The 20511-nt window shown below is 47.9% G+C and carries 21 protein-coding genes; 19 read left to right on the top strand and 2 right to left on the bottom strand.

Going from position 1 to position 20511, the window contains the following annotated elements; all coding sequences use genetic code 11:
- Positions 1–91: 91 nt before the first annotated feature.
- On the bottom strand, positions 92–949 hold the full coding sequence (locus PMI05_RS15275) for a YitT family protein (RefSeq protein WP_007723163.1): 858 nt from the start codon (positions 947–949) through the stop codon (positions 92–94).
- 216 nt (positions 950–1165) lie between these two features.
- Between PMI05_RS15275 and PMI05_RS15270 the strand changes: the two genes are divergently transcribed.
- The 15 genes from PMI05_RS15270 (at position 1166) to PMI05_RS15200 (ending at position 16679) form a co-directional block, all read left to right on the top strand.
- Positions 1166–1513 carry a nucleotide pyrophosphohydrolase gene (locus PMI05_RS15270; protein WP_007723161.1) on the top strand — a complete coding sequence of 116 codons (348 nt, stop codon included), beginning with the start codon at positions 1166–1168 and terminating at the stop codon, positions 1511–1513.
- A complete protein-coding gene (dapB, locus tag PMI05_RS15265; RefSeq protein WP_007723160.1) occupies positions 1506–2258 on the top strand; it encodes a 4-hydroxy-tetrahydrodipicolinate reductase in 753 nt (250 codons plus the stop codon). The genes PMI05_RS15270 and dapB overlap by 8 nt, the downstream gene beginning before the upstream one ends.
- 50 nt (positions 2259–2308) lie before the next feature.
- Positions 2309–2719, top strand: a complete 411-nt coding sequence (locus tag PMI05_RS15260; protein ID WP_007723159.1) for a methylglyoxal synthase — start codon at positions 2309–2311, stop codon at positions 2717–2719.
- On the top strand, positions 2716–3411 hold the full coding sequence (bshB1, locus tag PMI05_RS15255; RefSeq protein WP_007723158.1) for a bacillithiol biosynthesis deacetylase BshB1: 696 nt from the start codon (positions 2716–2718) through the stop codon (positions 3409–3411). The genes PMI05_RS15260 and bshB1 overlap by 4 nt, the downstream gene beginning before the upstream one ends.
- Positions 3412–3427: 16 nt before the next feature.
- A complete protein-coding gene (gene bshA, locus PMI05_RS15250) occupies positions 3428–4570 on the top strand; it encodes an N-acetyl-alpha-D-glucosaminyl L-malate synthase BshA (RefSeq protein ID WP_007723157.1) in 1143 nt (380 codons plus the stop codon).
- Between the two features lie 127 nt (positions 4571–4697).
- Positions 4698–5921, top strand: coding sequence for a CCA tRNA nucleotidyltransferase (locus tag PMI05_RS15245; protein ID WP_039960846.1), 1224 nt, complete (start codon positions 4698–4700; stop codon positions 5919–5921).
- A complete protein-coding gene (locus tag PMI05_RS15240) occupies positions 5911–6894 on the top strand; it encodes a biotin--[acetyl-CoA-carboxylase] ligase (RefSeq protein WP_007723152.1) in 984 nt (327 codons plus the stop codon). The genes PMI05_RS15245 and PMI05_RS15240 overlap by 11 nt, the downstream gene beginning before the upstream one ends.
- A 260-nt stretch (positions 6895–7154) precedes the next feature.
- Positions 7155–8018: a 3-methyl-2-oxobutanoate hydroxymethyltransferase gene (panB, locus tag PMI05_RS15235; RefSeq protein ID WP_007723150.1), complete on the top strand. Its 864-nt coding sequence runs from the start codon at positions 7155–7157 to the stop codon at positions 8016–8018.
- Entirely contained in the window at positions 8015–8881 is an 867-nt protein-coding gene (panC, locus tag PMI05_RS15230) for a pantoate--beta-alanine ligase (RefSeq protein ID WP_007723149.1), read from the top strand. The genes panB and panC overlap by 4 nt, the downstream gene beginning before the upstream one ends.
- A gap of 20 nt (positions 8882–8901) precedes the next feature.
- On the top strand, positions 8902–9285 hold the full coding sequence (gene panD / locus PMI05_RS15225) for an aspartate 1-decarboxylase (protein WP_007723146.1): 384 nt from the start codon (positions 8902–8904) through the stop codon (positions 9283–9285).
- An 82-nt stretch (positions 9286–9367) separates the two neighbouring features.
- Positions 9368–10777 carry a tetratricopeptide repeat protein gene (locus PMI05_RS15220; RefSeq protein ID WP_007723144.1) on the top strand — a complete coding sequence of 470 codons (1410 nt, stop codon included), beginning with the start codon at positions 9368–9370 and terminating at the stop codon, positions 10775–10777.
- A gap of 91 nt (positions 10778–10868) precedes the next feature.
- Positions 10869–13772 carry an ATP-dependent DNA helicase DinG gene (dinG, locus tag PMI05_RS15215; protein WP_007723143.1) on the top strand — a complete coding sequence of 968 codons (2904 nt, stop codon included), beginning with the start codon at positions 10869–10871 and terminating at the stop codon, positions 13770–13772.
- Positions 13773–13813: 41 nt separating this feature from the next.
- Entirely contained in the window at positions 13814–14719 is a 906-nt protein-coding gene (locus tag PMI05_RS15210) for a ComEC/Rec2 family competence protein (RefSeq protein ID WP_007723141.1), read from the top strand.
- 15 nt (positions 14720–14734) lie between these two features.
- The gene (locus tag PMI05_RS15205) at positions 14735–15358 is read left to right on the top strand and encodes a redox-sensing transcriptional repressor Rex (protein ID WP_007723139.1); all 624 of its coding nucleotides are present in this window, start codon (positions 14735–14737) and stop codon (positions 15356–15358) included.
- 16 nt (positions 15359–15374) lie between these two features.
- Entirely contained in the window at positions 15375–16679 is a 1305-nt protein-coding gene (locus PMI05_RS15200) for an amidohydrolase (RefSeq protein WP_007723137.1), read from the top strand.
- Between the two features lie 63 nt (positions 16680–16742).
- On the opposite strand, the gene PMI05_RS30725 is transcribed toward PMI05_RS15200, so the two are convergent.
- A complete protein-coding gene (locus tag PMI05_RS30725; protein ID WP_157230900.1) occupies positions 16743–16922 on the bottom strand; it encodes a hypothetical protein in 180 nt (59 codons plus the stop codon).
- A 133-nt stretch (positions 16923–17055) separates the two neighbouring features.
- On the opposite strand from PMI05_RS30725, the gene PMI05_RS15195 reads away from it, so the two are divergent.
- The 4 genes from PMI05_RS15195 to PMI05_RS15180 all read left to right on the top strand — a co-directional run bounded on the left by PMI05_RS15195 (position 17056) and on the right by PMI05_RS15180 (position 20453).
- Positions 17056–17760, top strand: coding sequence for a hypothetical protein (locus tag PMI05_RS15195; protein WP_007723135.1), 705 nt, complete (start codon positions 17056–17058; stop codon positions 17758–17760).
- Between the two features lie 29 nt (positions 17761–17789).
- The gene (locus PMI05_RS15190) at positions 17790–18269 is read left to right on the top strand and encodes a DUF5590 domain-containing protein (protein ID WP_007723133.1); all 480 of its coding nucleotides are present in this window, start codon (positions 17790–17792) and stop codon (positions 18267–18269) included.
- Between the two features lie 152 nt (positions 18270–18421).
- The gene (locus PMI05_RS15185; RefSeq protein ID WP_007723131.1) at positions 18422–18949 is read left to right on the top strand and encodes a hypothetical protein; all 528 of its coding nucleotides are present in this window, start codon (positions 18422–18424) and stop codon (positions 18947–18949) included.
- Positions 18942–20453 carry an AAA family ATPase gene (locus PMI05_RS15180; RefSeq protein ID WP_007723129.1) on the top strand — a complete coding sequence of 504 codons (1512 nt, stop codon included), beginning with the start codon at positions 18942–18944 and terminating at the stop codon, positions 20451–20453. Before PMI05_RS15185 ends, PMI05_RS15180 begins: the two co-directional genes overlap by 8 nt.
- Positions 20454–20511 lie beyond the last annotated feature (58 nt).

Raw genomic sequence — 20511 nt, 5'->3', positions numbered from 1 at the left:
GCCAGCTTACAGCCTAGGTGTTTTTCTTAATGTCCACTAAACGGGGTCTTGACCAACGAAAAGGCAAGGGTTTTTGCTGTGCTGCTTCGTGCTAGTCGTGAAGCGGTTTCTTGTTTTCATCAAGGGTGAAGCCTTCTCCGAGAACTTCATGCACATCGTTGACGATGACAAAAGCATGCGGATCAATTTCTTGCACAATGGTTTTAAAACGCATGACTTCGTTTCGGCTGACAACGACATAAATGACTTTCTTTTCATCGCCAGAGTAGGCACCTTTACCCGCTAAGAGTGTCACACCACGACCTACATCGAGAATTTGCTTGGCGATGTTATCTGCTTCGTTGGAAATGATCGTCAATGCTTTTCCTGCATAAGCGCCATCTTGGAAAAAGTCAATGACACGTGCTGCGATAAAGACGACGACGAGGGTATACATAGCGCTTTCCAGATTCAAATAGACGAGGGACGCCCCAATGACCAAGATGTCTCCGAAAAACAACGTCCTTCCCATACTGATACCCATGTATTTCTGAAGCAGTCTGGCAATGATGTCCACACCGCCGGTTGTCCCACCGTAACGGAAAATAATTCCTAAACCGACACCAACAGCTACCCCGGCATACAAGGAAGCGAGCAAGCGATCTTTCATCGGCAACGGAAGCACACCATCAAATAAGGATAAAAAGACTGAGAGAGAAACCGTTCCCAAAATCGTGTAGAAAAAAGAAGTTCGTCCAAGAATTTTCCAGCCCAAGAAAAATAACGGGATGTTCAGGACAAAGAAGACGATTCCCTGATCCACAGCAGGAACTAACAGCTTGATCAAAATACTGATACCAGTAATACCGCCCTCAGCTAGATGGTTGGGAATGTTGAACGCGTTAATACCAAATCCCATAATGGCAGAACCGATAATAATGGCAATGATACTGTCGAGACGAATTTTCATATATCCTCCTGTTCGCCGGATCAGGAAACAGGCTTCCCCCCGGACGTGATGTGCAGGTAATACTTGTGTTACCTGAGGGCTATCCGAAAGCCATTATAAATGAACGCTCGTTTGATTGTCCATATGCTGGAAAGACGAAGTATTGTGATTTGGCAAACGAAGCCTTTTTTAGTACGATAGGTGAAAGAGAGAAGTATGCGAAAAAGGAGTGGGCGGATGGAACGGCAAAAGACTATGCAAGAGATGCAGCAAGAAGTTGATCAATACATATCGCAGTTTAAAGAAGGATATTTTTCTCCGCTTTCGATGCTGGCTAGAATGACAGAAGAAGTAGGGGAATTAGCCAGAGAGATTAACCATTTTTATGGAGAAAAACCGAAGAAAAAGGACGAAGGCGAAAAAACAGTAGAGGAAGAGCTGGGTGACGTACTCTTCATCGTGATTTGTTTCGCAAACTCACTCGGAATCGATTTGCAGGAAGCCTTTGATCGTATTATGCACAAGTTTAATACTCGCGATAAAGATCGCTGGACGAAAATAGAGGAGAACGAGCAGCATGACTAAACAAATTCGTATAGCAGTTGCAGGCGCAAATGGTCGGATGGGGCAAGAAGTAGTGAAAATGCTGGCGCAGGATACCGCACTCGTTTTTACAGGCAATCTGGATACGCGCGTGAGCGAAGCGGAAATCAATCAACAACTGGACGAAATGAAGCCGGATGTTCTGGTAGACTTTACGACACCACATACGGTATATCGTCATATGGAGCTTTGTCTGGCTCGTGGTGTGAGACCAGTCGTCGGAACAACGGGGCTGACAACTGAGCAGCTGCAAGAGATGACTGAGCGCTATAAAGAAGCAGGACTGGGTGCCATCATTGCCCCGAACTTTGCAATCGGCGCGATTCTATGTATGAAGTTTTCCGCAATGGCAGCAAAATATATGCCGCATGTAGAAATTATCGAGCTGCATCATGACCGCAAGTTGGATGCGCCGAGCGGAACTGCTTTGAAGACCGCAGAGATGATTGCAGCCGTTCGGGAAGGGCTCAAGCAAGGGCATCCTGAAGAGGTAGAAACGATTCCAGGCGCTCGCGGAGCAGATTACGAAGGCTTCCGGATTCACAGTGTTCGTCTGCCAGGTATGGTTGCTCATCAGGAGGTTTTGTTTGGTGCAACAGGCCAAACGCTGTCCATTCGCCATGATTCGATTAACCGGGAATCATTTATGCCAGGGGTAAATATGGCGATTAAAGCCGTAATGAATATGAACGGATTGATTTACGGATTGGAACATCTGATTGATTAAACGATTGATTAACATACACACGATACCCAGCCATAAAGGGAGAGGTTTTCTTGAAAATTGCATTGATTGCCCATGATCGAATGAAAGAACAGATTGAGCAACTAGCGATGGCCTATGAATCCATTTTGGCAAAACATGACCTGTATGCCACAGGAACAACTGGGTCGCGAATCATGGAAGCTACGTCGCTTTCCCTAACCCGATTTCTGTCAGGGCCATTAGGAGGCGATCAACAAATCGGTGCGATGGTCGCCCGCAATGAGATGGATTTGATTATCTTTTTGCGTGATCCGCTTACCTCTCAACCACATGAACCTGATATTATCGCACTGCTTCGATTGTGTGATGTGCACAAGATACCGTTTGCCACCAATCTCGGTTCGGCAGAAATCATGCTGAAGGCTTTGGAGCTGGGACAACTGGATTGGCGCGAAGTGGTGCATGAGGAGAATGAAGCATGAGTTCACTCGATATTTTGGCAATCGGCGCTCATCCTGACGATGTTGAGATCGGTGCGGCAGGCAGTCTGATCTTGGCAGCTAAACAGGGGAAGCGCGTGGGGATTCTCGACCTGACCTATGCCGAATTGTCTTCGAATGGAACCGTTGAAAGAAGGCAGCAAGAAGCGGCTACAGCTGACCAAGTGATGGGAGTGGCTGCTCGCTATAATTTTGGCCTGCCTGATCGTGGTTTGGAAGCAGTCAGGGAAAGTGCGATTGAACGTGTAGTAAAGCTCATTCGCAAAACTCGTCCAGCCATTGTGCTTGCGCCTTATTACGCGGATCGTCATCCAGATCACGAAAGCGTTAGTCGGATCGTTCGTGAGGCGGTGTTTAATGCAGGCATCCGCAAGTATTTGCCGGAGCCTTCTTTGCCTGCCTATCGACCTTCGCAATTCCTTTACTATTTTATTAATTCTACTGTCACGCCTCAGGTTGTCGTGGATATCACGGCTGTTTATCCGCAAAAAATGGAGGCGCTGCGTTGCTACCGCAGTCAGTTTGAGCTAGAAGAAGGAAGCGTTCAAACACCGCTTACAAACGGGTATCTGGAGTCTGTCGAGTATCGAGAGCGACTGTTTGGTCAGCAGGCTGGTGTTGCCTACGCAGAAGGATTTGTCAGTGCAGCTCCGTATGTATTAAAGAGCTTGTGAGAAGGAGTGACACTGTATGAAGATCGGGATTACTTGTTATCCGTCATTGGGCGGATCGGGGGTAGTAGCCACAGAGCTGGGTAAGCTATTAGCCGAGCGAGGGCATCAAGTCCATTTCATTACAGGTGGAATGCCATTTCGCTTAGGTGCGTTTCACCCGAACATTTTTTATCATGAAGTAGAAGTGAACAACTACGATGTTTTTAAATACCCACCCTATGATTTGACCTTGGCGAACCGAATGGCGCAAGTGGCGAAAAATGAAAACCTGGACTTATTACATGTGCATTATGCTGTGCCACATGCGTTGTGTGCGTTTCTCGCCAAGCAAATGGTAGGGGATCATTTGAAAATTGTGACCACCTTGCACGGGACTGATATTACTGTTCTGGGTTATGACTCGAATTTGAGTGATATGATCCGCTTCGGTATTGAGCGAAGCGATTTGGTAACAGCGGTGTCCAATGATTTGATCAGGCAAACGAAAGAACTGCTGCATACTGAAAAAGAAATTGTCCCTGTGTACAACTTCGTAGACAAGCGGCGTTATTACCCAAAAGAGGTTACGAAGCTGAAAAAGGTATTTGCACCGAATGGTGAAAAAATTCTTATGCACATTTCTAATTTCCGTCCGGTCAAACGAGTGCCGGATGTGATTGAAATATTCTCGCGAGTACGTGAAGAAATGCCTTCCAGACTGATCCTCATTGGTGAAGGTCCCGAAATGGGTCTGGTCCGTAAGATGATCGCTGAGCTCGGTCTGAACGACGATGTTTGCTTCCTCGGCAAGCAAGAAGACGTCGCCGAGGTATTGTCGATGGCAGACATCATGTTGCTTCCATCAGAAAAGGAAAGCTTCGGACTCGTCGCATTGGAAGCAATGGCTTGCGGTGTGCCTGTTGTCGCTACAGTGGCAGGAGGCTTGCCCGAGGTCGTCCTGGATGGTGTGAACGGCTTCTTGCGCCCAATTGGGGACGTGGAAGGCATGGCGAAAGAAACGATTCGTCTCTTGCAAAACGAAGAGCTATATCGCGAATTCTCCGCGAATAGCATCGAGCGATCCTGCAAAACGTTTTGTCACGAAACGATTGCCTCTCAGTATGAAGCACTTTACGCCAACTTGCTGGCAAGCAAATCCGAAGAAAAGCTAAGCTTTTGAACGTAAGATCGAGCTTTTGGCTAGTTGATGTACCTTGGATATTAAAATGAACAATCCATACAAAACTCTCATGAAAACGCCTCCTTGTGTAGATCAGGCGGAGCAAACCAGAAAGGGGGGAATTGGATTGGCGATAGAATTGGCAAAGCGTGTTCTCGACAGATTGGAGGAACACGGCTTCGAAGCTTACTATGTGGGTGGTTGCGTCCGAGATTGGCTTTTACAACGACCTGTTCATGATATAGATATATGTACGAATGCCCATCCCGGCGACGTCATCCGATTGTTTCCCGATCATGTCCCGACTGGTCTGAAACACGGTACTGTGTCTGTAAAAGTCGAGGGGCAGATGTTCGAAGTAACCACGTTTCGGACGGAAGGAAAATATGAAGATTACCGTCGACCCGCTGAGGTTCAGTTCGTTTCAGAACTTCGGCTCGATCTGGAGCGACGAGATTTTACGATGAACGCAATGGCGATGGATCGCCATCAAGTATTGCACGACCCGTTCGGTGGACGTGAGGATATGGAGCATCAGCTGGTTCGGGCTGTAGGCATTCCGCTAGAGAGATTTCAGGAGGATGCCCTTCGGCTTTTACGAGGAGTGCGCTTTGCTTCCCAGTTAGGTTTTTCTATAGAAGACCAGACCATGCTTGCTATGAAACAGACTGCGCCTTTGTTAGCTCATATTGCTGTGGAGCGCATAAGGGAAGAGCTGAATAAAACGCTCGACAGCAGAGCACCAGAGGTAGGTTGTCAGTTGTTGAATGAAACGAGGCTCATGGCTTATGCCCCTGAGGTAGAAAAACTGTTTGACCTCTCGAATGAGCATGTCTGGCGGCTGCATCATCTGCAAACCGTGACGCAAAAATGGTCGTTGCTACTGTTTGCTGCGAATTATTCACCTGTGCAATCGCGTGAAGTATGCCAATTCCTCAAAATGTCCAAACGCGAAACAGAAGCAATTTGTTGCTTGGTTGAACTTCTGACGCGATTACAGCCGCAATGGGATGTCCCTCATGCGATTGAGTGGGGGCCACTGTTGCTTGAAGTCGGTTGGGACACGTGCAACGAGTTCTTCCTTTTATTGCACGCGTGTTGGTGGAAGGAGAGGCAAGCGTTTTCGATGCAAGCACTCCACGATCAATACGAAAACATGCCTGTCAAAACCATCAAGGATTTGGCAATCACGGGATTTGACCTGCAAGTAGCCGTTCAAAAAAAGCCAGGCGAGTGGATTGTTCGCGTCTTGGAATCGTTGCTTAGGAAAACGGCTCTGCACGGTTTACCAAATACACCAGAAGCACTCGTCGAAGTTGCAAAGAAAGAGGTTGCACAAGATGAACATTAAGCAAGTCATCCTTCAAGCATTCCGTGATCAGCCAGGCAGTTTCATCTCTGGTGAAGAACTAAGCCAAACATGCGGTTGCTCTAGGACGGCGGTTTGGAAACATATCGAAGAGCTGCGCCGAGATGGTTACGAGGTGGAGGCGGTGCGAAAATCGGGGTATCGCTTGCTGGTTGCCCCTGATCGCTTGTCAGCAGCAGAAATCATGGCTGGACTGGAAACGAATCGGATCGGTCAAAATGTCATCGCTTACGATGAGGTGGTATCTACACAGCCACTCGCACACGAGGCTGCGGCAAAAGGGGCAGTAGAAGGTACGCTTGTGCTGGCAGAGCTGCAAACAGGTGGGAAAGGTAGACTCGGCCGCCCATGGCATTCTCCGAAAGGAACGGGGATATGGATGAGCTTGATCATCCGACCTTCGATTCCGTTACCGAAGACACCTCAGATGACGTTGCTAACGGCGGTTGCTGTAGCGAAAACGATCCGAGAAGAGACTGGGTTGCCTGTCAAAATCAAATGGCCGAACGATATTTTTATCGGTGACAAAAAAGTATGTGGGATTTTGACAGAACTCAATGCTGAATCTGATCGGGTCAATTATTTAGTAATCGGAATAGGGCTCAATGCCAACAGTATTGAGTCTGATTTCCCATCTGAACTGGCACAGATTGTGACTTCGCTTCGAATTGAATCTGGCGAGCCACTTAAGCGTGTTTCGCTTATCCAGCGACTCTGCCGAATTTTTGAAGAAGAGTACGACCATTATTTGCAGGCTGGCTTTGAGCGTGTAAAACAAGAGTGGGAGAATCATTCGTACACGATTGGCAAATGGGTGACCCTCCAGACGATTTCACAACAGCTTGAGGGTCGTGCCGTTGGTTTGGATGAGGAAGGCATACTCAAGGTCGAGGATCAGACGGGACAGATTCACAAAGTTTATTCGGCTGATGTCAATTATCGTGCAAATGATTAAATCATTTGCTATACTCCATTTTGGAGGCTGTATCACCTCGTGAACGGTACTCCCGGAGTATTTTTGTATCTATCGTGTAATCTTAAATTAATACGTGCAAGGACAAAAATCTGCTCAGAGCCTGTGTGGACCGAGACAGAAGGAATCCGCTAACGCAAAATGTCTTTTTGACATGGACAACCTTCTCCCGATTGACGCGAGAAGGTTTTTTTATTCCTCACACGATCCACGGGCTTGATGCGAAAGAGGAGCAATGAAAAATGGCACAAAACGACAGACCTATTACGACTTCGAGTATCCGCAAGAAAAAAGAAACGCGAAATCCGATTACCATGGTGACCGCCTATGACTATCCGTCAGCCAAATTAGTGGATGAAGCTGGCGCTGATATGATTCTGGTCGGTGATTCATTGGGAATGGTCGTACTTGGCTATGACTCCACCATCCCTGTAACGATGGAGGACATGATACACCATACGAAAGCAGTGACGAGAGGGGCTAAGCGTGCATTTGTCGTGACGGACCTGCCTTTTCTCAGCTATCACGGAACAGTTGAGGAAGCAGTGAAAAACGCGGGCAGACTAATGCAAGAAGGGCTAGCCAAGGCGGTCAAAATGGAAGGGGGCCGTGAACTTGCTCCAATCATTACACGCTGTGTACAAGCAGGCATCCCTGTCGTTGGACATATTGGACTTACTCCGCAATCGGTACATCAATTAGGCGGTTACAAAGTACAAGGAAGAGATCTGGGGGCAGCCAAAAAATTGTTGGACGAGGCCCTTGCGATTCAAGAAGCTGGTGCATTCGCCATTGTGCTGGAATGTGTTCCCGAAGAGGTCGCAGGCATGATTGCAGACAAGCTGGACATCGCTGTGATCGGAATCGGAGCGGGTGCGACTTGTGATGGGCAAGTGCTGGTGTTCCATGATATGGTCGGATACGCATCGGATATCACACCGAAATTCGTGAAGCGTTACGCAAACATCGGTGAAACAATCCGTGAAGCAGTGGAGACTTATAACAAAGAAGTGGAAGCAAGAAGCTTCCCAGGGCCAGAGCATGTCTTCCATGCCTCTGAAGAAACCATCAAGGAATTGTACGGGGAAGGAGTGAAGCAGTCATGATGCAAACCATGATGCAGCAAGTCTCCACAATCGCAGAGATGCGCGTTCATATAAAAGAAGCACATCGGCAAGGCAAAACGATCGGAATGGTACCGACCATGGGGTTTTTGCATGAAGGACATCTCAGCTTGGTGAAAGCTGCCCGTGAAGTATGCGATTTGGTTGTGATGAGCATTTTCGTAAACCCGCTGCAATTCGGACCGAATGAAGACTTTGAACGTTATCCGCGTGATATTGAACGGGATAGCAAAATGGCGGAAGAAGCGGGAGTGGACCTCCTGTTTATCCCGGAAGTCAGCGAGATGTATCCGAAACCGATGCTGACCAATATTTCAGTGGCAAATGTGACGACTCCATTGTGTGGAGCTTCTCGTCCGGGTCATTTTGATGGCGTATCGACTGTCGTCAATAAATTGTTTCAAATTGTCCAGCCCGATTACGCCTTTTTTGGACAAAAGGATGCCCAACAGGTAGCTGTTGTGACGCAAATGGTCCACGACTTGTCGATGCCAGTACAAATCGTTCCATGCCCGATTGTCCGCGAAGCGGATGGTCTTGCCATGAGCTCTCGGAATGTATACTTGTCAGCGGATGAGCGAGCACAAGCACTCGTGCTATCACAAAGCCTGAAGCAAGCAGAAGAATGGCTGGGTGAGGGCTTGGCTCTTACTGCGATCAAGGATCGAATCACGCAAATGATTTCCGAGAAGCCGCTGGCTGATATTGATTATGTGGAAATTTTGAGCTATCCAGAACTTACACCAGTCGAGCAGGAAACGGCAGGTCAGACGATCCTCATCGCGCTAGCTGTTCGTTTTGGCAAAACACGTCTGATCGACAATACAATTACATCAATTAAGTAGAGATAAGGGAGGAATTCTTAGTGTTCCGCACCATGATGAAAGCAAAAATCCATCGCGCAACGGTAACTGAAGCGAACTTGAACTATGTTGGCAGTATTACCATTGACAAAAATTTGTTGGATGCACTGGATATTTTGCCAAATGAAAAAGTACAAATCGTAAATAACAACAACGGAGCGCGTCTGGAAACATACGTCATCGAAGGTGCTCCAGGCAGTGGCGTCATTTGCTTGAACGGAGCAGCTGCACGTCTCGTACAAGAGGGCGATATCGTTATTATTATTGCCTATGCGATGATGACGGATGAAGAGGCAAGAACATACAAGCCACGTGTCGCCATCATGGATGAAAAAAATCAGATCAAAGAATTGATTGCAGAAGAAGTACACGCGACGATTCTGTAAGCGATCTGTCTGTTCCTGCATAGAGCCACCTGCCTTGTGAGACAATGAAAGTACTCATGCCTCATAGGGGGTGGCTTTTCTTGTGAAAATCGAGGACTGGTTTCACACGCTTCGTAAAAAAGCGCAGACGATTGAAGAGAAGTGGCAGGGGGCTTCAGAACAAGAACGTCTTCAGCTCGCGGAACAATTGTTTCAATTGCGCCAAGTAAGTGATACAGTCGTAGACCTGTGGCTGCAATTCGAAGAAAAATTATCGAATGCGATTCGTAGTATCAAGGAAATGGAAGGACAGCTTCCGGCGGAAGAGAAAAAGACGCATCAGTCGAAGGTAAGTGCAGAATCACCAAAGGCCGTTGAAACGAATCCATACGAGCCGATTTTTCGTCGAGGGGAAGGCTTTTATCATTTGCGCATGTTCCAAGACGCGAAAAAGTGTTTTGCAGAATTAGTCCAAAAATCGCCAGACTGGGAAAGTGGACGCCTATACTACGCTTACAGTCTCCTTTTGTGTGAGGATGAAGAATTAGCTTTTCGGGAATTCCGTCTTCTCGGGAGGACAGCAAGCTCACCTACCATTGTGGCCATCAGCTTTAATGCCATCGGGTGCATACTGGCAGAAGAGGAGCAATGGCTAGAGGCGGCTCAAGCTTTTAAGACGTCTCTCGAGATCAAGCCAGAACAGGAAGAAGCCCAATACAACCTCGCGCTATGCTATTTAAGAGATGGCGATGCACAGGAAGCTTTGGACGAATTGGAACCGTATCTAGAAAAAAACGAGCACGATTGGGAAGCGCAGATGCTATGGCTGCGTGCTGCAAAATTACTGCATACGATGGACCAGACGGTGGAATGGAGCCCGCCGACAGGCTTGCAACTGCCGACACGTGATTTGGACAGCGATACTCTTCAGGAAATGGCCTCTTTATACGAAACAGTGGGCAATTACCACCGGGCACAAATTTGCTATCACTTTTTGACGGAGCGTTCCCCAAAAGATGGGTGGACGTGGCATGGCTTGGCCTGGAATACGTGGCTCATTTCGGGTACGAAGCGCGCATTGACGCTCGTCAAAAAAGCGATCAGTCTTGCACCCGAAAATGACGACTTTCTTTTTAGTTATGGATGGATGTTGTTGTTTGACGGAAGGGTAGAAGAAGCAATTAAAGCGTTTCGGATCATGCTGGAGAAAAACCGAGACAATCGCCTCGGCCAATCCGGAATGATTTCCGCATACGAAAAGCTAGGGGATACGCAAGAGGCAAAACGGTTGGCAAAGTATTTCCTGGAAGACGCTGAGCCATATGTACGTTCGTTAGGGTATTTTCATCTGGGAAGAATCGCGGTTGTGGAAGAAAATTGGCGCCTAGCTGAACAATATTTTCAACGGGCATTGCCATTCGCAGAACAGTTATGGGAGATCCCCATCTATCTGCAATTGTGTGCAAGCAAGCTCGGCCAATCAGAAATGCAAACCGAGCTCGTACAGCCTTAAATGTACAGGAGAGCAGGAATATTTCCCATCGTTGCCGAATGTGAATGGGTGCGGATTGAATGTTTCCGCCCAGGTTACGAGGTGACAACTTTTGAATCGATTACTAGTTGTAGATTTTGAGACGACGGGAAGCCATCCACGCCAAGGGGACAGCATCATTCAGATTGGTGCCGTCGCAATCGATGATGGGCAGATTACCGAGAGTTTTTCCACCCTGATTCATCCAGGCCAGGATATTCCCCCATTTATTACCCAATTAACAGGGATTACCAATGAAATGGTTGCAGATGCTCCTTCCTTGGAAGAAGTGTTTCCAGATTTCTTGCGTTTATTGGACGGACGAGCTTTTGTTGCACATAATGCAAGCTTTGATCTCCAATTTTTACAAGAAGCCCTGCTGAGCCAGGGCTATTATGCGTTTGACGGCTACGTACTTGATACAGTGGAGCTATCCCGTGTTCTTTTGCCGATGCAAAATAGCTACAGACTCGGAGAACTGGCGTCTGAGCTGGAAATCGAGCACGATAATCCCCATCAAGCAGATAGCGATGCACTCGCAACGGCGCAACTGTTTCTCCACTTGCTGGATATTTTAAAGAGACTGCCTCTCGTGACGATCCAGCGCCTGCAGATGCTCGTTTCTTCGTTTCGCTCTGATATCGAGGTTCTTTTACGTCAGATCGAGATGGAAAAGCTCATAGAGCTGCCAGAGCTGGATGGAACGCCAACCAAAACGGATTCCTCAGACATGTGGGATGTTTATCGCCAGCTGGCCCTTCGGAAGCGAGAAGAAAAATTAACAGCCTCGCTAAAACGTTCCCATGTCGATGCGACAGTGACCAAAGCGTTTGCTGACCAGCTCGAGGATGTCTTGGGCGAAAACGGGCACATGCAGGCGAAAATGTCGGGATATCAACGCCGGGATGCTCAGGAAGCGATGATGCATGCGGTCTATGAGGCAATGGAGGATGGTGCCCATTTATTGGTAGAGGCAGGGACAGGTACGGGAAAATCATTAGCCTATCTCTTGCCGGGAATCATTTGGGCTCATCACAATCAGCAGCAGCTGGTGGTCAGTACCAACACCATTCAATTGCAGGAACAGCTATTCCATAAGGAAATCGCTACCTTGCAGGAGTCTCTGCCGTTTTCCTTTACAGCTTCGACGCTAAAAGGCAGAGGAAACTACTTGTGCTTGCGTAAATTTGAACAAGCCGTGGACGAGCCTGTAGAAGGGAGCAGCCAAGAAATGCGCTTGGTCAAAGGACAGATGCTGACGTGGCTCACGCAAACCGTAACCGGTGACGTGGAAGAGCTGAGCATGCCTCCGAGTGGCCAACTCCTGTGGCAACAGGTAAAAAGTGATACGAGCTCTTGTTTGAATCGGGCTTGTCCCTGGTTTAGTCGCTGTTACTATTTTCAGGCGAAGGAACGGGCTCGCGATGTCGATGTACTCATCGTCAATCACGCCCTTTTCATCAGCGACTTGCAAGCGGAAAACAGAATCCTCCCTCCGTATGAAGTTGCCATCGTCGACGAGGCCCATCATTTGGAGGATGCCGCGACGCAGCATTTAGGCAAGCAGTTTTCAACCACGCAGCTTCTTTTCTTGTTAGATCGTGCATCAGTTGAAGAGAGTGGGGCAATTGCCCGCTTCGCAGAAGAGCTGCAAAGCTGGATGCCTGCGGTTCAAGAAGATGTCGCCACAAAGCTTCCGGAGCTGAGAAAACAGTCCGCTGCCTTACGTGAGAAAGCGCAGCAATGGACGCAGCTCTTGTATGCATGGGCATCAGATCGTGCGGAGGAGACGGCGGACGCTGGACGTGAGACGGTACGTTATCGGATCGAATCGTTTGTAGGCAAACACGAGAAAATACGCAAAGTAACCAAAAAGCTGATTGAAGGGATGACTGCATACGCAGCGGACATCGAGCAGCTATTGCGAACGACTCCGCAAGAGGAAAAGCCTCCTTTTGCCGTACGCAGTTTACTGACAGATTTATTCGGTCTTATCAAAGACTGGCAAAACGCCGTGGAGCTGCTTCACTTCTTTTTGCTTGAACAGGATGCCGAGTATGTATATTGGATGGAAGTAGAGTCCCGTACAGCTCGCAAGCAGGTTCACTTGTCAGCAGCACTCTTGAAGGTTGCGGACTCACTGGCAGAACCGCTTTTCGCGCAGAAGCGGAGTCTGATCTTGACATCAGCCACTCTGACGGTCAAAGACAGCTTCTCCTACATCAAAAGCCAGTTTGGTCTCGACCAATTGCCCGAGGAACGAGTGCGTACTTTGTCACTGCCATCGCCGTTTCACTATGAAGAGCAGGGATTACTGTTGATTCCATCCGATTTCCCTGCACCAGGCAAAGAGAGTGACCATACGTATTTGGAGGCGGTCATTCAAGGGTGCGTGGATGTCGTACTGGCTTCAAAAGGAAGGACGCTGATCCTGTTCACCTCCCACTCGATGCTTCGACTTGTTTACCAAGCAATGAAGGAACGCCTTGCGGAGGCCCCAGAACCGTATACGTTATTCGGTCACGGGATTGATAGCAACAATCGGAGCAAGCTGGTGCGTCTGTTCCGAAGCATGGAGAGAAGTGTCCTACTTGGGACGAGCAGCTTCTGGGAAGGTGTCGATATCCAGGGGGAATGGCTAAGCAGTTTAGTCATTGTTCGCCTCCCATTTGCTCCACCGAATCATCCTGTCTATCAAGGAAGGGCAGAGCTTTTGAAGGCAGAAGGAAAAAACGCTTTTATGTCCTTGTCTCTTCCACAAGCTGTTCTGCAATTTAAACAAGGGGTGGGTCGATTAATTCGCCACCACTTGGATCGCGGGGTCGTGATCGTTCTAGACACGCGTGTGGTTGAGTCGAGATATGGACGCTCTTTCCTTCAATCTTTGCCGCCATTTCAGATCGAAAGCGGTCCATGGCCAACGCTGCGAGAGCGCATAGAGCCATTCCTTAGTATGCAATCCCTGTCAGATTCATAAAATGAAGCAATAGTCTCATAGGGATTAAGGTGATAAAATAAATGTTATGGAAAAAAGAGTGGCGTTGGTGGATTGTAGTTCTTAGTGCGATTTTCCTTTGCGCATGCTCGATTGATAGCCATTTGTATTTGCAAGAGGCAGCAGTGAAGATAGATGACCCGTTTGAAACAGAGACAGAACAGGAATTTTCGGGTCTTATTATCACCTACTTGGCACTTCCACATGGTGAGAGTACGCTTTTGAGAATGCCAGGCGGCAAAACGATGCTGATTGATACGGGTACGGCAGATGATTGGCCCGTTCTCTCCGCGCGCTTGGCAGAGCTCAAGATCACACGGCTCGACTATGTAGTGGTGACGAACGACCAGCCTGAGCATATGGGAGGCTACGCTTCATTGAGCCAGCAAGTGCTTGTAGATGCCGTCATTTTGCCCAAGCTGATCGCATCATCGATTCGCCATGTCATGCTGCTTCGCTCCAACCAAAAACAGATGGAAGCAGAGCAAGGACAAGTACTCGCTCTTGACCAAGAAATCTCGATGGAAGTTTTGCTCCCGGATGAACCGTTATTTTTATCGCCCCAGAACAATTCTCTCGTTTTTCGATTGACGCACGGTCAATTGCGTTTTTTATTTATGAGCGCCGTGAATGAAAAAGCAGAAGAGCGACTGTTGGAACGGCAAAATGGCAGACTGAAAGCGGAAGTGCTAAAGGTAGCCGGTCAGGGGAGCAATCAAGGCTCTTCGCAACCGTTTCTGACGCAAGTCGATCCTCAGGTCGCCATTATTCAGACAGGTCGATCGCGGGATCAAATGAAAGACGGTCAGACGGAAGTCATGGAGCGCCTGGGTGAGTCATGGGCCGAGACATACGTTACCAGCCACGACGGTTCCATTACCATTTTATCGAATGGAAAAGAATATCGGATTTTGAAGCAAAAGAATTAGGGGGGAAGACCGAACGTGGCAAAACACGAAAAGATTTCAGAAGCGGTCGTCCGTCGTTTGCCGATTTATCTGCGTTACCTCAGTTATTTGCAGCAAGTTGAGGTGACCACCGTTTCCTCCCAACAGATGGGCAAGAATCTTGATGTGAATCCTGCCCAAATCAGAAAAGATCTTGCAGCTTTTGGTGATTTTGGAAAAAAGGGAATCGGCTATGATGTCGATTATCTAGTGGAAAAAATACGTGAAATTCTGAAGCTAACGGATGAAATCCGTGTCGCTTTGGTCGGAGCTGGGCATTTAGGCCATGCCATTAGTAACTACAACGCTTATTTGAAAGATAACATGCGGATTGCGGCCATCTTTGACAGTAATCCAGAGAAGCAGGGCAAAAAAGTCGCAGGTATACCGATCCAGCCTTTAGCAGAGCTGGAAGAAACGATCGTAAACAAGCAAATCAAGCTAGCGATTATTACGGTACCGGCACCTGCAGCGCAATCCGTATGTGATCAGTTGACTCAAGCGGGTATCAGGGGGATCTTGAATTTTGCCCCTACGACGATTCGCGCAGGAAAAGATGTTCGCATTCACTATGCGGATGTGACGTCCAACCTGCAAAGCTTGGCCTACTATTTGACGTAAGAATGGAGTGTATACTATGAAAAAGACGATCCTCATTCACGCAACAGTTATTACCGTTAACGATACGAATGAAGTCATTTACGATGGTGCCGTAGCATTCGAAGGCAACAAGATTACGTATGTGGGCCCAACTCCTGAAGACCTGTCGGAAGCGGGATACGATGAAGTCATCGATCAAAAAGGTGATTACATACTACCTGGCTTAATCAACACGCATGGACATGCTGGTATGTCCCTCCTACGCGGTTATGCAGATGATTTGCCGCTGCAACAATGGCTTGAAGACAAAATGTGGCCATTGGAGGCGCAATTCACGGGCGATACAGTAAAATGGGGTACCCAATTGTCGCTTATCGAGATGATTCGTACCGGAACCACCACGTTTGTGGATATGTATGATCATATGGACGTCGTGGCGAAGGAAGTTGATGCAGCTGGAATGCGTGCGCGCCTTTGCCGTGGTATGATCGGTCTGTGCTCCGAAGAAGAACGTCAAACAAAGCTGAAAGACGCGACTCTTTTTGCAAAAGAATGGCATAATCAGGCAGACGGGCGTATTACCGTCATGATGGCACCGCATGCGCCGTACACCTGCTCACCAGAATTTATTACCCAAATTATCGAAAAAGCCGATGAGCTTTCCTTGCCGCTTCATATCCATATGTCTGAAACTGCTTGGGAAGTCGGTCAAAACGAGAAGGACTACGGACTGCGTCCAGTTGCTCATTTGGAAAAGCTGGGAATGTTCAATCGCCCAACACTCGTCGCACACGCTGTTCACCTAACGGATGAAGAAATCGACATTTTGGCAAAATACAACGTGAGAGTTTCTCATAACGTAGTGAGCAACCTGAAGCTGGCAAGCGGTGTTGCGCCTGTTCCGAAAATGTTGGCAAAAGGTGTAAGCGTGTCACTGGGTACCGACAGCTCGGCAAGCAACAACAATTTGAATTTGTTTGAGGAATTGAAACTCGCTGCGATCCTGCACAAAGGTGTGAACAACGATCCAGTAGCCGTACCAGCAGAGGAAGCACTTCGCATGGCTACTCGTTATGGCGCAGAAGGGGTATTCCAAGAGGAAACGCTCGGAAGCATTGAAGTAGGCAAGCAAGCTGACTTGATCGTGCTGGATAGCCACCAAGCCCATTTCCACCCGGCACACCAACCGATTTCACACGTCGTGTACGCAGCAAATGGACGCGATGTGAAAGATACGATTGTAGCGGGTAAATTCTTGATGCGTAATCATAAGCTGTTGACTATCGATGAGGAGCGTGCGATTTACGAAGCAAACCGCGTATTCCAAACGTTAAAACGGTAAAAGGCTCCTGTCAGGTGGGGGACAGGAGTAAGGCAGTGCAGGTGTAGGTAGGGGAATTGGATACTACGACGTTCCGTTGTTATTTTTCGCCACAGCTTTTGTCAGGAGATGATGGCGAAAATGAAGAGTGGGTGTGTGCGACCATTGACGCAAGGGAGACGACAATCCTGCCCAGGAGACGCGGTATTCCTGTAACAGAAACCCAAGTATGTCAGGAGATGTGGTTTGTTGCGAAGATGTCACGCGCTCACCTCCTCGGGGTGTATATGTAGTATGACCGCCCGACCTTAAGCTATGATTAGCAACTTTTCCGTGTCGTTCTAAAACCTTCCCGTATAGCATAGGCTAAAGACAAAAATGGGACAGGGGGGACGACATGTACATCCGGCCCAAAATGCTGTGGTGGCTGATTCCTATCCTACTCGGTCTATTTCTGCTTGGGATTGTATTCGGGACAGTAAGTCGATCAGCCAATACAGACAGCACAGATACTGCGTCTGCGATCAGCCAAACAGCAGGAACGGAGCAGACAGCGACGACGGTAGCGGAGCTTTTGGAGCAGATCACGAAGGACGAGGAACGTTCATTTCTGGTATACATGCAAGATCAGACGTTGCATGGGCGATATCAAAATGAGCAATTTCAACTCACAGGAGAAATCGGTGGCCACCAGCTTGAAATAGCCAGAAAAGATAGGCAGCCAGTATCGGTACGAATTGATGGCCAGATACAGGATCATGCCGCGCTGCCGTATGCGATGTTCACCCCGTATGAGCATGCAGTATTGCTCAAGGGAGTTTTGCAATCGGTTAGTCCTGAACGCCTTGAAGATACTGCAGGGCAAGGATGGAGTGGATATCGGATAGCGGTACCACCTGAGGAAGTCTCTTCGTTATTATCGATGTGGTTAGGTCCATCCTTCCCTATTCAGGATTTGACTTCGAATGTAACGAACGGAATGAAAGTCAATTACCAACTATGGTACGAATCAACTACGGGGCAGCTTCGCCAACTGGAGCTGGATTTGCAAATACAAACGGCAGTTGGAGTGAAGAGAGACCAGCTTCGATTCCGATTGTAATGTCAGCCACGTAAAGGAGTTACTTTGCTGTGTTAGTACGAATTATCCTATCAATCGTAGCCGTCATTTTACTTACGGGAGCTGGGTTCGCCTATCACCTGACGGCTTCTGTAGCAGGAGAGCGTAATCAATTTGAGGAAACCGTTCGTCAGTGGGTCCAGGATCGCACGACAATCACGGAGATTGAATCCATTGATGAATATCGAGGCAAGGAGAGCTACGCTGTCGTCATTGGGAAAAATAAGGCAGGTACACAGGTTGTAGCCTGGATGACAGATCAGAAAGTTAGCTTCGATCGAATGGATCTAGCTGTTCCAAAAAAGAATGTAGAAGAGGCGGTTTACAAGTCATTCCCACAATCGGAGATCACTCATTTGGTTCCTGGTCTCGAAAACGATAAGAAATTTTGGGAAGTCACTGTCAAAGACAAAGACGGTCGTTTTCACTATATTCACTATGATCTATTCACCGGTGCTCTGTTAACCTCATACGTGCTCGCGCCAACCTAATACGCTTGCTTGACGACAGGCCTTTTCCTTATGGGAGAAGGCCTGTTTGGCATTCCATCCAACATCTGTATAAGAAATTGATATACTCATGTGATATACTAGGGACGTTGCAGAGAGAGAAAACGAGAACGATATTTATGGGGGGAGTAGCCGTGCAGTTGAAAAAGAGCGCAATTGGATTATCTTTGGTGGCAACCTTGGCACTCCTGTTCGGAGGATGGTTCTTGTATCAAAAGATGGAGATTGAGGAGCCAATCCGTGCAGAAATTGGACAAATGCAGTCCGCAACATTGGGCAACTTGGAGATCAGCAAAGATAAAATTCAAATAGATGTAACTGTTACAAAACCAGACGCATTTCCAGCAGAATATCGCAATCTGCTGACGGAAACACAAAAGGTCGCAGGGGAAAAAGAAGTGGTCATTGACATAGACAACCAGTCGACAGCGATGAACGATATTTGGCAGAGCGGTCAATTTGTGTTTACAGAAGCAGTGGAGTTGCATGAATATAGCCGTATTCCAGCCCTCGTGGAACAATGGAAAAAGGGGAATCAGCTGGACGAAGCATCTGCATTGATGGATGACGAGAACATTTATGTTTACTTGAAAAAAGGAACGGAGGATTTTTATACCATCATACCCCGTTCCATTGAAAAAGAGGTGACGGCACGTGCGTAAGGAAGTGCTGATCGGCGTCGTACCTGCACTGTTGATTTTTCTTGTTTTTCTAGGTGTAAATATTACGCCATTCTTGGTGTTCGGAGCGGTACTGGGGGCGATTTACTTTCTGGTGATCCGTCAGCAAAATGGACAAGGCGGAAATGTCGCCCTCGGTGGGAAAAGAAAAGCAAATAAGCATGAGCTTCCGAAATCGGACGTGCAGTTTGCCGATATCGGTGGACAGGAACGCGCTAAAAAAGAACTGAAGGAATCGCTTGATTTTCTCGTGTACAAAGACAAAATTGAGCAGTACGGAATTCGCCCGATCAAAGGTGTTCTTTTGACAGGTCCTCCTGGTACGGGTAAGACACTGATGGCGAAAGCGGCAGCGAACTATACAAATTCTGCTTTTGTAGCGGCATCAGGTTCGCAGTTTGTAGAGATGTACGTGGGCGTCGGTGCACAACGCGTCCGTGAATTATTTCAAGAAGCGAAGGCATTAGCAGAGAAAAATGGGCAAGACAGCGCGATTATTTTTATCGATGAGATCGATGTCGTCGGTGGGAAAAGGGACGGTCAACAGCAGCGTGAATATGATCAAACCTTGAATCAACTGTTAACAGAGATGGATGGTGTAGCAACGACTGACAAGCCGCGGATTTTAGTCATGGCAGCTACGAACCGGAAAGATATGCTCGACGCAGCGCTGTTGCGTCCTGGTCGTTTTGACCGTCATATTAGCGTTGATCTTCCTGACAAGCCAGCACGCGAGCAGATTTTGACGATTCATACGGCCAATAAACCGCTAGGCGAGGACGTCACACTGGAAAAAGTAGCACAGGAGACATTCGGTTTTTCTGGCGCACAGCTGGAAAGTGTAGCCAATGAAGCGGCCATTTACGCCATGCGTGATCGTCAGGACAAGATCACTGCGAAGCATTTTGGTTATGCCGTGGACAAAGTCATGCTCGGAGAGAAGGTAGACCGTCAAGCGTCAGAGGAAGAGAAGAAACGTGTTGCTCTCCATGAAATAGGCCATGCCATTGTTAGTGAGATCGTGCGACCAGGCTCTGTCTCACAGGTCACGCTAAGTCCACGTGGCAAAGCACTAGGATACGTTCGACAAAATCCAATGGAAGACCGCTATCTGTATACAAAGGAAGCGATGGAAAAGCAAATCATGGTTAGCCTTGGCGGAGCCGTAGCGGAGGAAATCTACTACGGAGGGCGCAGTACTGGATCGAAGAATGACTTCGAGCAAGCGCTGGGAATGGCACAGGAAATTGTACAAAGCGGTATGTCGGATCTGGGTATTGTACATTTGCAATACGTGGAGAAGAGTCGTATTCATGACGAGGTTGAACGTTTGCTGGAAGGATTGCTCGTAGAAACTCGTAATCTTTTGAGACAGTTTGACTCCGTATTCCAAACAGGCTTGTACACATTGATGGAAGCGGAAGTTCTGCAAGGCGATGAATTCAGAACGCTTTTGTCACAAACGAAAGAAGAAGTCGCTGTATAAATGAAGATAAAGAACCTGCTAGCCAACGGGAGAGTTGGCCAAGCAGGTTTTTTGTGTT

This window comes from Brevibacillus sp. BC25, assembly GCF_000282075.1.
Taxonomy (GTDB): Bacteria; Bacillota; Bacilli; order Brevibacillales; family Brevibacillaceae; genus Brevibacillus.
This window is presented reverse-complemented; position numbering and strand designations above follow the sequence as displayed.